The 15422-nt window shown below is 45.5% G+C and carries 12 protein-coding genes; 2 read left to right on the top strand and 10 right to left on the bottom strand.

The window, feature by feature from the left end:
* Positions 1-72 precede the first annotated feature (72 nt).
* Positions 73-957 carry a hypothetical protein gene (locus tag ACJJI5_RS17935; RefSeq protein WP_445354825.1) on the bottom strand — a complete coding sequence of 295 codons (885 nt, stop codon included), beginning with the start codon at positions 955-957 and terminating at the stop codon, positions 73-75.
* Positions 958-1667: 710 nt separating this feature from the next.
* Here ACJJI5_RS17935 and ACJJI5_RS17940 point away from each other — a divergent pair.
* On the top strand, positions 1668-2480 hold the full coding sequence (locus ACJJI5_RS17940; RefSeq protein ID WP_445354826.1) for a right-handed parallel beta-helix repeat-containing protein: 813 nt from the start codon (positions 1668-1670) through the stop codon (positions 2478-2480).
* Positions 2481-2789: 309 nt separating this feature from the next.
* Here the strand turns inward: ACJJI5_RS17940 and ACJJI5_RS17945 are convergent, their stop codons facing one another.
* Entirely contained in the window at positions 2790-3413 is a 624-nt protein-coding gene (locus tag ACJJI5_RS17945; RefSeq protein ID WP_445354827.1) for a NosD domain-containing protein, read from the bottom strand.
* Here ACJJI5_RS17945 and ACJJI5_RS17950 point away from each other — a divergent pair.
* The gene (locus tag ACJJI5_RS17950; protein ID WP_445354828.1) at positions 3412-3537 is read left to right on the top strand and encodes a hypothetical protein; all 126 of its coding nucleotides are present in this window, start codon (positions 3412-3414) and stop codon (positions 3535-3537) included. The two genes, ACJJI5_RS17945 and ACJJI5_RS17950, sit on opposite strands and share 2 nt — an antisense overlap.
* Before the next feature lie 356 nt (positions 3538-3893).
* Here ACJJI5_RS17950 and ACJJI5_RS17955 read toward each other — a convergent pair whose 3' ends face one another.
* From ACJJI5_RS17955 to ACJJI5_RS17990, 8 genes are all read right to left on the bottom strand, one after another.
* The gene (locus ACJJI5_RS17955; protein ID WP_445354829.1) at positions 3894-4736 is read right to left on the bottom strand and encodes a right-handed parallel beta-helix repeat-containing protein; all 843 of its coding nucleotides are present in this window, start codon (positions 4734-4736) and stop codon (positions 3894-3896) included.
* Positions 4737-4959: 223 nt separating this feature from the next.
* Positions 4960-5781 carry a right-handed parallel beta-helix repeat-containing protein gene (locus ACJJI5_RS17960; RefSeq protein ID WP_445354830.1) on the bottom strand — a complete coding sequence of 274 codons (822 nt, stop codon included), beginning with the start codon at positions 5779-5781 and terminating at the stop codon, positions 4960-4962.
* Between the two features lie 372 nt (positions 5782-6153).
* The gene (locus ACJJI5_RS17965) at positions 6154-6771 is read right to left on the bottom strand and encodes a hypothetical protein (protein WP_445354831.1); all 618 of its coding nucleotides are present in this window, start codon (positions 6769-6771) and stop codon (positions 6154-6156) included.
* 780 nt (positions 6772-7551) lie between these two features.
* Positions 7552-8775 (bottom strand): VWA domain-containing protein, encoded by a 1224-nt coding sequence (locus ACJJI5_RS17970; protein WP_445354832.1) that lies wholly within the window; start codon positions 8773-8775, stop codon positions 7552-7554.
* Entirely contained in the window at positions 8763-11066 is a 2304-nt protein-coding gene (locus tag ACJJI5_RS17975) for a DUF5682 family protein (RefSeq protein ID WP_445354833.1), read from the bottom strand. The genes ACJJI5_RS17970 and ACJJI5_RS17975 overlap by 13 nt, the downstream gene beginning before the upstream one ends.
* 10 nt (positions 11067-11076) lie before the next feature.
* Positions 11077-12156 carry an ATP-binding protein gene (locus ACJJI5_RS17980; protein WP_444898200.1) on the bottom strand — a complete coding sequence of 360 codons (1080 nt, stop codon included), beginning with the start codon at positions 12154-12156 and terminating at the stop codon, positions 11077-11079.
* Between the two features lie 105 nt (positions 12157-12261).
* The gene (locus ACJJI5_RS17985; protein ID WP_445354834.1) at positions 12262-13761 is read right to left on the bottom strand and encodes a DUF5691 domain-containing protein; all 1500 of its coding nucleotides are present in this window, start codon (positions 13759-13761) and stop codon (positions 12262-12264) included.
* Positions 13755-15143, bottom strand: a complete 1389-nt coding sequence (locus ACJJI5_RS17990; RefSeq protein ID WP_445354835.1) for an SWIM zinc finger family protein — start codon at positions 15141-15143, stop codon at positions 13755-13757. Before ACJJI5_RS17990 ends, ACJJI5_RS17985 begins: the two co-directional genes overlap by 7 nt.
* Positions 15144-15422 lie beyond the last annotated feature (279 nt).

Here is a 15422-nt window from a genome sequence, read left to right on the forward strand (position 1 = left end):
GCTAAAAATCCGGCCCTGAATGAGTTTCTCTCACACAGGGGCCGGAATTCCGATATCGTCCTAATCCTCGCCCTACTGCACAATTATTACCATATTGCTGTTTCCAATCTGGGAAACATTAGCATTTTGAAAATCGTTAACCTGGCTAACGGTAAACATATTTAAGTTACCCTGCTGTAATGCCGTGGCAACACCATTCGCTCCGCTTTGGATAGTCGAACCCATATTAGTCAAACCGATCTGAGTGGTACTTGCCAAATTAAAGCTACCAGACTGAGAGTGGATAACCGTATTAAATTCGTTCTGCTGACTAATGGCACTGGTATTATTATTATCTGTTTGTATCACAGTAGCATTATTACTATTTCCCAGCTGGCTCAATGTGGAAGTGTTCGTGTCAGAGTTAAACTGCGACACAGTAGCCACATTCAAGTTCCCCTGTTGAGCAGTCACCGCCGAGCTCGTCGTGCTATTGGTTTGAACAACTGTACCGGTGTTGTTGTCACCCACTTGATTAATAACTGCCGTATCAGTAGTACTGTTCGACTGTGTAACAGTGGCAAAGTTAACCAGATTGAACTGATTAATAGTCGCAACACTGGTTGTAGACGCCACCTGATTAATTACGCCAATATTAGTATTCCCATTTTGAGTAATAACGGCAGTCACAGTGTCAGATGAATTTTGAGCAACAGTAGAATTATTTAAATTCCCTGTTTGTATCTGATTAACTGTGCTACCGGTATTTCCGTTTACCTGAGTGGCAGTGGCTGTATTAGTGTTCCCAGTCTGGGTTTGACTGATAAAGTTAAATGTAACGGTTGGATCACTTTGATCCGCTGTCGCGTTATTACCTACTCCACTTTGGTTCTGAACCGCAACATTGTCGGAGGCAAAAACACCCTGGCTTGCAACAGCAAGCAGGACCGCAGCCGCCAACGGGGCACACCTTTTCATATTTATCTCCTTAGAATATGAAATGTCGCTAAATTAAGATTCTTATACTGCATCAACACACGAAGTTAATTAGCACCATATGCAACAACATTAAGAGAAAGCGATTTACGATCAGCTGCGCTTAATTTTGCTAAAACAAATACCGGAACTTCAGCATTTATGCTTATAAACTCTTGCTTCTCAAGGACTCAATCCCCAGCTTCCTTCAGGAATTCATGCTTGATGCTGTGTTGAGTCTTATCTCCGATGGCACTTTCAGCAATAGGAGAATAGTGCGGAAAAAATAGGAAGAAAGTTCCCCCCCTATTTAGGAAATAGCCATACTGTAGGCGAATCCATTATTTTTAACGCCATCACTACACACACGACGAAACCGCTCAAACACACCCTCTCTTAATATCAACCAGGCCACAAACCACTCTAGAAAATCACGCCCTCACTAATTGACACGCCATCAAAGAACAATTATGGAAACACTACGCATATTTGAACCGAAAAGCCAACATTTAAACTCATCTATAAAACACCAAATAATAAAAATCTAACTCCTCCAGTACATATCCCATCAACATAGTTAATCAATAGGAATTATTCTCTATAAATATGAGAACAACTTCCTATTGTCATCAACCAAATAAAGACCAGAATTCGAAATATTTACACCCTATCAACCACTTCAAATATCAGACAATCACAATAGGAATATATCAATGAAGGTGATTTTAAATATTAAAACATCAATAATCGCAGCAGCAAGCTGCGGCTTAATAAGTGCATCGGGTATTGCTTTAGCCGTAAGTTGTGGTGATGTAATCTCTACCGCCGAAGTATTGGATGCGGATATATCTAATTGTGCGATTTCTCCTGCCATCACAATAATGGGCCCTACCGGTAGTCTCGATCTCAATGGATTTTCATTATCCTGTGATGGCTTGGTTGGCACAGGAGTTATGCTTGAAGGAACTGCAGCTGTGCTTACTAACAGTCAGATATCCAGTGGCATCATTACATCATGTGATATAGGCATATCTGTAGAGGGCAGCGGCCTTCACAACATCATTGGCGTTACAACGCAAGAAAATGGATCTTTGGGAATGTCTGTCAGTAGCAGTCGCAATATTGTCAGCGGCTCAATCAATGACTTTAATTTTGGCAATGGTATTATCGTTCTCGGCGACTGGAATAGTTTTTTTGAAGTAAGCGCCACCAGCAATGGGGAAGGTGGCATTATTATCTCAGGAGATAACAATCAAGTTTTCCAAAGCACCGCCAGAAATAATACTTTTTCTGGAATAGCAATCCAAGATGCAAACTACACCAACATTATACTAAATACTACATCAAGTAATAATGAATACGGTATTTCAGTAAGTAATTTTGGGCAAGTAGGGAATTTCGTAACAGGAAATACTGCTGAATCTAATGATATAGATGACCTATTTGATGATAATACTCCTGCCTGTGTAGGAACTACATGGTACGGTAATATTTTCAGCTCATCAAATGACGCCTGCATAAACTAGCTTAAAAATAATTGCGGGATTCAAGGCATTAAACATCTAGCCTTTGAATCCTGCACAAAAACAATTAACGCTTATCTATATCTTACTTCTGAGAATATCTCTCTATAACTGAACCAGCCTAGCAAACCAAGCTCTCCTCTCACCACATCAATCCACACTGGCCGACTAGATATCTCTCAGGAATAAATATGAAAACGAAAATCTAAAGGGAAATCAGGCTTTCAGCAATTACACTAGCTGCAGTATCCGTAATACTGTGGCGACACCATTAAACTGCCTGCAAGCCTATCAACTTATCGTAAAACGCTATTAATTTGACGTTACACAATCTCCGGAGGTAGTAGCGTCAGGTGAATTCCCAACCCAGCTATTTAAACAGGGTGAACTATTATTATCTTGCAGATCAAAATCTATATTGCTGAAAACAGTATTCCCAACAATCACATTGCCAGACTGCCCCAAAAGTTCCAGTAAGATTCCAGCGGTATTCGCCCCTCCAATCCCACTCATTGAGACGGTATTTTGGGCAACCGTATTACCATCTGCTTTACCAATTAAGATACCATTTAATGTGCTTCGACTGATCTCATTGCTTACAATAAGATTGTTATTACCCTCTAACTGAATACCATTCTCTAAATTATCTAGGATCGAGCTAGAAGACACATTATTATTATCACCAGCTATAAATATGCCGGTGCCACTGTTTTTAAATATTCCTGACTGAATAACAGAGTTAAAACTACTATTAACAGCGATCCCTGATATATCTGTTCCATCTACTCTGATTGCCTGTATATTGTGGGCTCCAGTTCCATCCAACGATATTCCGATGTCACATAGTGTTACCACACCATTTGATAGGAAAGCCGCAACACCGTCAATCTGGATACCAACAGCAGAGCCATCGCACCTAAGGGTGTACTCTGCCATGTCTAGGCTACCCGTAGGCCCCATTATCGTTAGTGCCGGTTCTGTTGAGCACAAGATCCTGATCAAGTACTTCAGGACTAGTAATTGTGTCACCACAATCAACCGCAAAGGCGGAACTACCTAAAGCAAAGTATAAAATACCAGGTACCACAAAGTGCCTAGCGGATCCCCTAAATTCATACACCATACAATCCTCCTTGAATCACCTTAACAATCATATCCCTCAGCCAACCAAAAGGCTGGGCTATCTCACGCAGACAAAATAACTATAGAATATATCCCTTGTAGTCTTAGCTAACCTCACCAGCAAAAAATCACACACAATAATAAAACCTATGGGAAATAGAGATAGACGTAAGGCACCTTAAAAAAACTTGCGGCACGTCTCATGAAATTTTTGTAGAGTAAAGACATTAACTCTAGAGATCTGAAGGCAAATAATGAACTGCCTTCAGATCCAAATTTGCAACTAAATTAATGTTACTGTGATGTCACACATTCACCAGAGGTAGTCGCATCAGGAGAATTTCCTATCCAGTTATTCTCACAGGGTGCAGAGTTGTCATCTTGCAAGTCAAAATCCACATTGCCAGAGACAGTATTGCCTACGATATTGTTTCCAGTCTGGCCAAATAGCTCCATTAAGATTCCTGCAGTATTTGACCCTTGAGTGCCATTATTCTCCACCGTATTCTGGCTGATAAGACAGCTACTGGCGTTATTAATTTGTATTCCAGTTAAAGTATTATCCGATACTGTATTTGACGATATTATTGAACTGCTACCATCTACCTGTATACCCGTTATTTCATTTCGACTTATGTCATTAGAAAACAGATTATTTGTTCCCCCAGCGATTATGATACCTGTACCTGTATTATCCGATATATTTGATATGGTTAGCGTATTATTACTACTAACAAACTCAATGCCAGAAGAAGTATTACCAGAGGTGTTCAGGCCGAACAAATTATGAATACCGGAACCTTCTACAGAAATACCTGTATTGCAATTAGATACAAAGCCATCCTGTAACACCCCACCCGATATTATGGCCGCAAAACCATCGACCAAAATTCCCACTGTAGCTCCATCGCAACTCAGCGTATAACCATTCAAATCCAGATATCCGGTCGGCCCAGTTACAGTCAAAGCCGGAGTAACATTGCAGAGCAAATCTTGATCCAGTATTACTGGACTGGTTATGGTGTCTCCGCACTCAACAGCACCATTTGCTAGTGAACACAAAGATGCAGACAATAAAGAAGCCGCCAAAGAAGTTATCAATGTCTTGCTTATCACAGATCGAGATATAAAGCTCACGAGAGTCCTCCCAAATAAAGCTCAAATACAGAAAAGATATGTCATGCTGATTTTGAGCCAAAAACTGGTAACAGCCATGGGAAATTTGTCCGCAAAATTTAGTAAAATAGTTTAAGCGGGGATTGGAGCATATTGATATACAAGCTACAGGAATATAAATTGTAAAAGATAACACCACTACCGAAGCCACCATAGTGGCACTATCTTTTTATATCCGTATATTTCAATCCAGGCAGCTAGGATCTACAGTGTCAAAAGTATTGTTTCGCCATAAATTGGTACCATTGCAGGGATCACTGTTTAAGTCTTGCGCATCGAAATCTTCATTGAGAATCCCCACATTTAAAATGATCAAGTTATATTGCTGATCAAAATCGTTCATTAGGATTCCTGCCGTTCCCGCACCTGAAGTGCCATTCTTTTCTGATGCATTTTCAACGATCCAGCTATTACTGGAATCATTAATCTCTATTCCTGAACCCATATTCTCAAAACAGGAATTCTCTGTTATATATGATCTATCTCCATCCACCTGAATACCACTCAGGGTATTTTCTTCAAAAGTATTCTGGAAGACATTATTTCTCTCCCCACTAACAATTAGTCCAACCCCCGTATTTGCTTGAGCGGTACAGGCTGTCATATAGTTGCTATTGCTCACTAATTCAAATCCGGCACTGGCATTTGCCGTGGTCGATACCGCTTGAATATTATGGAATCCATCTCCATTCGCTAAAACACCCACCTCACAATCTGCAACCTGCCCTCCTCGAAGTAGCGCTGCACGCCCCTCTAACAGCACTCCAACTTCACTACCATCACATTGAACCTCGTACCCGGTCATATTCAAGCGTCCATCTGGGCCTATCACAGTTAAAGCAGGGCTGACATCACAAGTGAGGTCCTCATCCAAAGTAACGGATGTGGTAATCGTATCCCCACATTCAACATCATCAGCCAGTGCTATCTCAGGGATGGATAGATTAGCCCCACTTATCAATATGATCGTGACGACTCTATTAACAATAGAATTAAATATGTTCATCTTTTCCTGCTGGAGTTACGTACATGATTAAAAACTTCCCACTACGCTAGAAATTTTGATCCAACAAACAAAAAGAACCATGAGAAATTACTACTGAATCTACGATGAATTATCATAAAAATTAAAAAACCGACTATCTAATCGCATACGGTAACATAGCAACTTTTCGCCCCAAAAATTAGACAACCTTATAAGCTGAAAAATATTTAGCCATATTGTTTACTCAAACCCAAATAAACAATATACAAATACAATTTGCAATAATATTTACGTGAAGTTATATATAACCTCTAAAATTTTGAGCCAAAATAATAATCCTATGAAACCACTAATTAAAAAATCAAATCAATTGAAACAGAAAAACCGGAATTCTTATTGCAGAATAATTGCACTCTGATTACTACCCAACTGATTAATAACCGCTGTCTGTCTAACTTGAAGACCTTGACTTACGGTATACATATTCATATCCCCTGTCTGTGAGACTGAAGCCAAATGTGATACTCCAGACTGTATTGTTGTACCTATGTTACTTGTACCAATCTGATTGGTAACTGAACTATTAAACATACCAGCATGAATAGTTGTTGCCTGGTTCATTTCCACCTGCTGATTAATGGTGGCGCTATTAAAACTATCTGTTTGGGATATGAAAAACATATTACCATCCCCTTGTTGGCTCCCTATAGCTACATTACTATTAGCTACATTATTAGCTGACATCGAAAATTGGACGGCGGAAACGAAATTATTATCCCCCACCTGAGTGATCATGATTGCACCTTGCAAACTTTCTCTCTGCTCTGAAATAATAGAATTGAAATCCCCTACCTGTTTCAGGGTAGAACTATCATTCATGCTTATCATCTGGGTGATTTGCGCATTATTATTATTACTTAACTGCTCAATTATTGCCGTACTTGAATCTGCCTGTGCTTGAACACAAGATGCCATCAAGGGAATTACTAAAATTGAAGTATATTTTTTCATGCTTATATCCTCAGTAGAGTTAATCTTATATAACCTGAATCATCAACCATCACTTATCTGAAGCTCTCTAGTATTCAAGGAATACCACTAGAATCCAAATGCCCCTTCAGCCTTAACTAGTGTACTCACACAAATTTAAGACCCCGGCCACCTCTACCCAACATAATGATCAATATATCCATGAATAGCGGATAAACAATAGGAGAAAAGCACTAGAAAAATAGGATAATTTTCCTTTTGAAAAAAAACAGTAAAATATTGCCACACCACTCAACAAAATATTCGTATAAATCCTCCCTTTATTTACCTACACTTTCTCCGGCTATTTCTTACCCTTTATATATACAAACATTTACGTAACAACTTAGATGTTTAAGTAAAGATGTGAACAGATCAAAATATTAACTAGGCTATCATTCCAATTGCACCATATGCCACTATAGAGTTCAATCTCTATAGTAATGACTGACTGAGACATGGAAATTTTGGAATGCTCTATAATTGGGCTAAATTGACGACCAGGACTTTTTTCGAGAAAGCTACATTAAACGCATCTTTGGGGTTGTAACCCATACGAACTTCCCAGGATCATACATTCAGCTATTAAACCGATGTCGAATTGAGCAATAACAAATCACTATAAACAATTTCATTTAAAAAATATGTTAGATAACTATCTAATGATTAAAAAACTATGGTTTTAATAATCTGAGAGAATAGAAAAAGTATCAGATATGGAGTAAGTGCCCACACTCACTCCATCACTTAACTAACAAGACATTAAGTCTTTGGCCGAACGGCTTTAATATCCTGATCTGCAGCCCAGTTAAGGACGTCTTCGCGACGCAGCGCCGTTGCCATCAGGTCCGGGAATTGATCCGGTGTACAGGCAAAAACTGGAGAGCCTATTGCAGCAAACTCTTCCGCCAAAGACTGGTCATAAGATGGACGCCCATCATCACTGAGTGCCAGCAAGGTAATCACATTTACATCCTGGCGAACAAGGTTAGCAACCCGCGCTTTTAACTCCTCTTCATTCCCCCCTTCATACAGGTCAGTAATCAGGATTAAATGCGTCTTGCCAGGCCGCTCAATTTTATCCTCACAATAAGCCACCGCCTGGTTAATGTCTGTGCCACCTCCCAGTTGTACGCCAAACAAAACGCTGACCGGGTCTTCCAGGTCCTCCGTGAGATCGACAATTGCGGTATCAAAGCAGACCAGTTTGGTTTTCACTGCCGGTATTGAAGCCATTACCGCTGCAAAGATTGAGCTATACACCACCGATGTCGCCATGGAGCCGGACTGATCGACACATAGAATGACTTCATCCAGGTCCGCAAGCCGGCGACTTTGTCGCATAAAACCAATCAACTTCTCAGGCACCACTGTGTGGTAGTCATGTTGGTAATGCCTGAGATTTTGCTGAATAGTTCTGTGCCAATCGATATCGGCAAAACGCGGTCTAAAGCTGCGTTTTGATTTATTGACAGCTCCCCTAACCGCTTCTGTGGTCTTTCGCTCCAAGCGCTCCATCAGCTCGTCGACCACTTTCTTGATGACCTGGCGAGCAGTCTCAATAGTCTTCTCGGGCATCACTGAACGCAGACTGACCAAGTCTGCGACCAGGTGAACATCCGCTTCAATCGCCGACAAAAACTCGGGCTCCATGAGCATCTGCTTGAGGCCAAGGCGCTCAAACGCATCACGCTGGACAACTTGTACTACCGAAGTCGGAAAGAACTCGCGGATATCACCCAGCCAACGGGAAACTTGTGGCGACGAGCGAGACAAACCACCTCGACCTTTTTTACCAGACTCCGAGTCTCCGCTGCCATAAAGCGCAGTTAACGCTTGGGACAAACGCATATCCCGCTCAGAAAGCCCGGATTCACCTTCATCAGCCCCCAATACCAGGCGCCAACGGCGCTCCTTTTGTTGGTCTTTATCGACCGTTACCTCATCGGGTTGTTGCCCTTCAGACACTTCGTTTACTGCGCCCATGTCTTGTCCTTGTGGATTAATTTGCCGATACGCAATAGATGCTCTGACCACAACGGCAAAACTTCGGGATTAATGGATTTGGATACCGAGTGGTTAGATCGGGCACCGAGTACCAGCTCCATCATGCGCCGACGCTCCATCGCATCGAGACTGGAAAATACGCGTCGGAACAAAGGCAAATACTCGATAAATATTTCTTCGTCCAGGTGCAGCAACCAGCGCTGTACTGCCCCCATCAATACCGGGTCGTACAGCAGACGCTCAACCGCTTCAGCAAAAAAGCCCTCGAAAAATCGTGCTGCATCAGCGGCAGCTACCGCTGGAGACAGTGATTTTTCCAGTAATTGCTGTAACCGATGCCCATCAATTCTCTCGGCCTGATACAAAAGACGCGCACAAAGGCCGCTAACTTGCAAACTGGAAAGAGAGCTATCTACCAGTTGCTCGAAGGCTTGCCACCAGTCCTCCATAACTTCATCACCCAACTCTGCCAATTGCAGTGCCTGGTGAGCGCTGTGAATACTGTTTCGCAGCCGTAGGGACTCTTCATCGTTAAGATTGCGACAGGCGTACGGCAGGGCCAGGGCAGATTGCATGGCTAATCGTTCTACCAGGCCGGCAACTTGCTCCAACGCTAATTCTCGCGCGGTACCATAGCGCTGAACCTGGATTAACGCCGGCAGGCTGTCGAGAAGCTCGATACCGTCACTGGCCAGAGCCGCTCTCTCGGCCAATCGCTTCAGCCCCGCTTCAGAAGCCCGGTGCAACTGAGATTCGAGGGACAGCAAAACCACTTCTGCTAATTTGCCCAAATGACTCTCAGCGGTAATCGCCTCGATAAGTTTATTGTTAGCCGCTTGCTCAATGGTGGAACCGTAAACTAAGTTTTCCACCAACTTAACTGCATACTCCGGCTGCCAGCTGAGCACCCAGTTTTCCCGAAAAGTACCGCGACTTTTTCCGGTATGGGAGGGTTTACCCCAAGGCACTTCCAGCACAGCAAGACGGTGCAGTAACGTAGATTTATTCAGGCCGATATCACTGCGTAAATCCAGGGAAACTTCTTTATCCAGAGCCGTGGGCTTTAGCTTGGTCTTTTTCTGCCAGCGCTGTAGATCCTCCAGCAGGGGCACCAGCGGGGCATCCTCGGGGATGGAGCCAACTTGTTCACCCAGTAGCAACTCTCTTTCTACCTGTTGCCAAATAAGGCGCTCGCCAAAACAGAGGCAGGCCACAGCGGCTTCAATAATTTCTTCAAACCCCGGAGCTGGACGATTTCTAACGGCTGCCAAACTGCGACTCAGACGCACGGCTTCAATAACCGAAGCCGTAGAGACCACTTGTCCACTTTCGCGCAATGCGCGCACCAGCCGCCCAAACCAAAGCTCCAGCCACTGCTCGCCGGTGCCCTCGCGCCAAATATGCTGATACCACATAGGTGCAGCAACCCCAGCCCCGTAACCGGAGGCCATCGCCAATCGCGGCGATGTCCAGGGAATCCAGGTGGTTTTCACTTTGCTCTTGGGCAATTTCGCCGGCAGCTGTTTAATCAGTGCGCGGTCATCTTTTGCTGTGTGCTTTTCACGAAATGCCGGTAAGTGCCAGGCCCCACAGACTACAGCAACCTCACCTTCCACCCCTTTCTTTTCTTTGGCAATTTCCAGGCGCATATAGGCTTCGCGCAGTAAATCCCTTTGCGATAACGGCGCGGTTTCAGTTATTTCTCCGCGCAGCACGGTCATCGCCGACTCTACCCGGGCAAATATCTCCGCACTGTCATCGTTATTCTGCTCAATCAGGTCATTCCACCAGGCCTCACCATCCTCATAACCCGCCAGCTTCGCCAAAAGGCCGATAGGATCAGAGGTATCAGATGGTGGCTCTGGCTCGCCTGCCACCGCAGGGGAATCAGACTCTCCGCCGTTTTGCTCCGCTTCAGGGTCCTGGGCTTCAGATTGGAGTAACTGCGCCAGCTGGATATTAATGGGCAGATCAATGAATTTAACTTCTACCCCCTGTTGTACAGCCCATAGGCAGGCCTGGTACTCAGGGGAGTATTCCACAAACGGGTAGTAAAGGCTGGAGCCGGGCGACTCTGCAGCATAGCCGAGTAGCGCTACCGGCGGCTGCATCTGTGCGCTAGCCAGCAGAGGCAGTAATTCACTGCAATCAGCGGGGCCCTCTATCAATACTTTTTTTGGCTTCAGCTGATCCAACGCGGCGACAAGGCGCCGCGCAGAACCGGGCCCGTGGTGCCGAATACCAAAATAATGACAATCCACCTTGGACACGGGATATCCCTTACAGTACTTCGTTCATGGTGTGGTAGTAACCGGCAAAGTCTCGGCGCTTTTTCAGGACCGTTTCCAAGTACTCTTCCAATACAGCTTTATCCTGCACTGGATCTTTGACAATGGCACCCACCAAATTACTGGAAAGCTCTTCTGCACTGAATTTACCATCGCCAAACCAGTTCGCCTGGCTCAATCCACCCACCATTACCGCAATTGCCTCAGCCGTAGACAAGTTACCGGACGGTGTTTTCAGAGTTATTTTTCCATCGAGTGTTTCACCGCCGCGTAGCTCGCGGAAAATGGTCACTATTTTCTCGATCTCTTCGCCGGCATTTGCCGGTACTGGCAACTCCAGGCTCTCACCCATCTCTGCCACGCGGCGAGAAATAATGCTGACCTCTTCATTCATATCATCGGGCAACGGCAATACCACAACATTGAAACGTCGTTTTAGTGCGGAGGATAATTCATTAACGCCCTTATCGCGGTTATTGGCTGTTGCGATTACATTAAAACCGCGCTGCGCATAAACCGCATCATTCAACTCGGGGATCGGCAGCATTTTCTCTGACAGCACGGTAATCAATGTATCCTGAACATCAGAACCCATACGAGTCAGCTCTTCCAAGCGACACAAGGTACCCTGCTCCATAGCGCGATATAAAGGCGTTGGCACCAGGGCTTCTTTGCTGGGGCCCTTTGCCAGTAGCTGAGCGTAGTTCCAGCCATAGCGAATCTGGTTTTCGTCGGTGCCCGCCGTACACTGGATCACACGGGTACTGTTGCCACAGATCGCCGCAGACAAGTGTTCAGATACCCAGGACTTTGCCGTGCCCGGCACACCGAGTAACAGCAGTGCTCGATCGGTGGCGAGGGTGGCAACAGCAGTTTCAATCAGGCGGCGGTTGCCGATATATTTTGCACTTATCTCAGCACCTTCAGCCGTTGTGCCGCCCATCAAGTATTTCACGACTGCCTGCGGAGACAGACTCCAATTCTCTGGTTTTTTTCCGGTGTCTTCTGCTTTTAAGGCATCCAGTTCTGATTGGTAGGTAATTTCAGCGGGTTGACGAAGTACGTCACTCATGGGGAATCCTTTTGTTTTACCTGCCCGGAAATTCACTGCTTATTTTATGAATTTTGCCGGGCAACGATCGGTCTTAAAATTAAATCTGTGTTGGGTGTGTATGGACTAAAGGCCATCCACGCCGGCAAGCTCGCTATTAAATCGAAGACAGTCAGTTGCGGGGTCTGCCCGTAGCACGCCCTGCTCAAAAAGCGCTTCCAGTAACTGTCGAGCGGTCTCTCTGGGTAACATCAAGCCCAACGCAGTCAACTCCCTCTGTAGATAAATAGACTGCAAATAACCACTCTCACTTAATTCCTCGACAACGAGCTTTAACAGCGCCTTCCAGGGTGACGTTTTTTTCAAATCATCCCAGGAAAGCTCCGTTAACGGTTCGGGCAAAAACTTGAGTAGACCCTGAAAATCAACCTTGGCCTTTTTATTACGCAAAAGTCCAAACATCAATTCGGCACGGCGGGACTGTTCCAGGCGCGGCAATAAACTGTGCAGGAGAGACATACCGGCCTCACCGGTATCCAGGTAGCTCTCAATATTTGTGACCAACAGGGCAATAGCCTTATCTGGCAAAGTATCTACCGCATTGGTAACAAAACTGTGGTTATCATAATCACGATTTTTATCGAGCTGCCAAGCCCCAGCTAAGTCAGTCACGGTGATACCCAGTGCTTCCGCAAGGCTTTGTAGAGATACCTTCTGCAAAAATTCCGAGCGAATGGCTTGCTGTTTTTTGCTCTTGAGCTTGCGGGGCAATAGTTGCAACTGCTTCTTTACCAAGCCCACTTTTTTTAATTCGTAAAACTCAGCCAATTCCTGCGCAGAAGACTCTTCCTGAGTATTGGATTCAAGTTCCGATGACAATCCCAATCGGGATAAATACTGATTGGCAAGACGCGCCACCTTTTGTGAACGATCTTTAAGCAGGGACTGTAAATATTCCCCATCGGACTCACTCAGCCGGATAGCAAGAACTCGCACGATCCTTAAACGTTTATCAGCGGGTTCACGCCCGGCGCAGGTCTGGATCAAATTTAAAGCGGCGGCGGGTTTACTGAAGCGCAACTCCCTGAGCTTTGCCAGGCGACTGGCAGGATACCAATCATCCCAGTTTTCCTCAGTTAACACTTCAGTATTATCAATACTACCCCGCTCATTCGCGGCCCATTGTGACCAGGGAAGATATACTTCCGGCAAGCCTTCATCATTACTTGTGGGAAGCCAGTCCGCAGGATGGGCAATAAATCCCCGCTGTAACAGCAACTTCAGGAGCAATCCGGTTTGCTCCATAGAGCGGGACTGAACGCTTTCAGTGACACGACGAAAATGGGCCCGCATTGGGTAGGGAAGCACGGGCTTATTCAACTCGGGCAACAAGGGAAATTCGCGTAATTCTGCTGGAGCCTGGGGCTGGTAGAGTGCGCTTTGATGCTGGCTGAGAAGCGCTACCGCCGCTGATGCCAAGCGCTCCTCTTCCAGGCCTTCAAACAATGGACGCCAGGACTCAGGTAGGGCGTCGAGCTCTAAGGGCAAATCACTGCCCACCATCCAACGCTGCTGTAGGCGCTCTACCAACAACTGCTCTTCCTGGATTTTCTCAGGCGTTAGCATGCGATTGTCCCCCACTCATCTGTCCGCGCGCTGTGCAGTTCAGCACTGCTTCCATCCCACAAAATAAACGCCGCCTGTAATTTTGAACCCAGTAATAGAGAAGGAATCTGTTCATTGTTGAGCGGTAGCGTTTGCTGACCACTCGAGCAGCGCCACCAGTAATGGCCGTTGGCACAGCGCAGTAGACGCCCCCCTTCAAGAAGGTGCGGTACCTGCTCTATCCAGGGTTGCTGAGACAGCTGCTTTTGGTAGTGGGAGAACACGCTCTCTTGCTGGGCTGGCCATCTCTGATTCACACCATCCTGCACGACTTTAAACTCCACAGGGAAAGCTCTCAGGGGCATGCGACCGGGATAAAAAACCAACTCCCCTTCTACACTGGCGCCGATACCAATTCCCACCTCCCGGCGCCCCGCAGAAGCCGGATAGTGATCCAACAACAGGGCAAATACTGGGGTATTACTATCAAGCTTGAGCAACCAGGAAGTGTGGCTCACCAAACCATCGCGGCGGGTGCTCACTTTCTCTCCTACATTCTGCCAAATGCCCCTTTGCCTGAGGCTGGCTGGGTTTTCCAAGACCTGGTCACGGTTCTCGGCAACGGCAATAGCTCTGCGAGCATCCACATCTTCCTCATCGGTTAGCCAAGCACTGCTGAGTAACATTAATTGCCCCAGCTCCTTGAATACCACTTCCGCCTGTTTCTGTGGTCCAAGCCCCAGGGCCTTGGCTGGAAGCTCATCAACCCTGGATGCCAGGCCGGCAGCTTTGGCATCCACTAAGCGCGCAGAGATATAGCGGCAGCGCTGGCGAAGTTCCTTGAGAAATCCCACCATGCCAGTACGCAATTGATCCTCAACCCACTGCTGGAATTCACCTAGTCCAGTGGCGATACTCTTGTTGGTTTTAGCGCGTGTCTGCGCTGCCCGCTTAGCCCTGGCCGCTTCCTTTTTTTTCTGCGCCTCTTTACTTTCCGAGGTTTCCTCAGAAATACCGTGAATGTTTTTATTGGTAGAAGCTTTTGTCTCAGCTTGGGCTTCAGGCTTACTCTTACGCCGCCGCCCCAACCACTCCACTACCCACTCCGGTGTTTCAGTCTCAATAAAGTCATCCGGGCCGTCGGCGAATTGCCACAAAAGGGCTAGAACATGCTTGCAGGGAAACTTACGTGAGGGGCAGGTACACTTGTAACCGTGATCTACTGTATCTGCCATGGTGTAATAGGGATTGGCCCCCGACCCTTGGCATTGCCCCCATATACAATTTACAGAAGCCGCTTTACCGCGCAAAGGCCATTTAGCCGGCTTCAACAGTTTTTTGGCTGCGTTTAAAGAAGCCTGGTCTGGGGCCAGTTCTTGCACAACCTCTAGGGAAATATTCATCTCTTGCCTTATACAGCTCAATACTGTACATAAATACAGCAATCGCATCTATGTAGCTATAGTGGCGCATAAAGTATCACGCAGCCCACAGAGATTAAAATCTAATTTCTCAAATTTTGATTTTGCCGTCACTCTTGTTGATTTAAGACAAAAAGTACACTCGGCGAGCATTTATTTGGCACGATCGAACAAGCTCTAAAGAAACAAGGTGTTCTCTCCTGCCAGCATTAGAGGGATTTCGCCTAGCCTCTCTAAATAAGTTACCATTTTCAGGAACTG

The organism is Microbulbifer maximicatervae (SeqCode), from assembly GCF_052467955.1.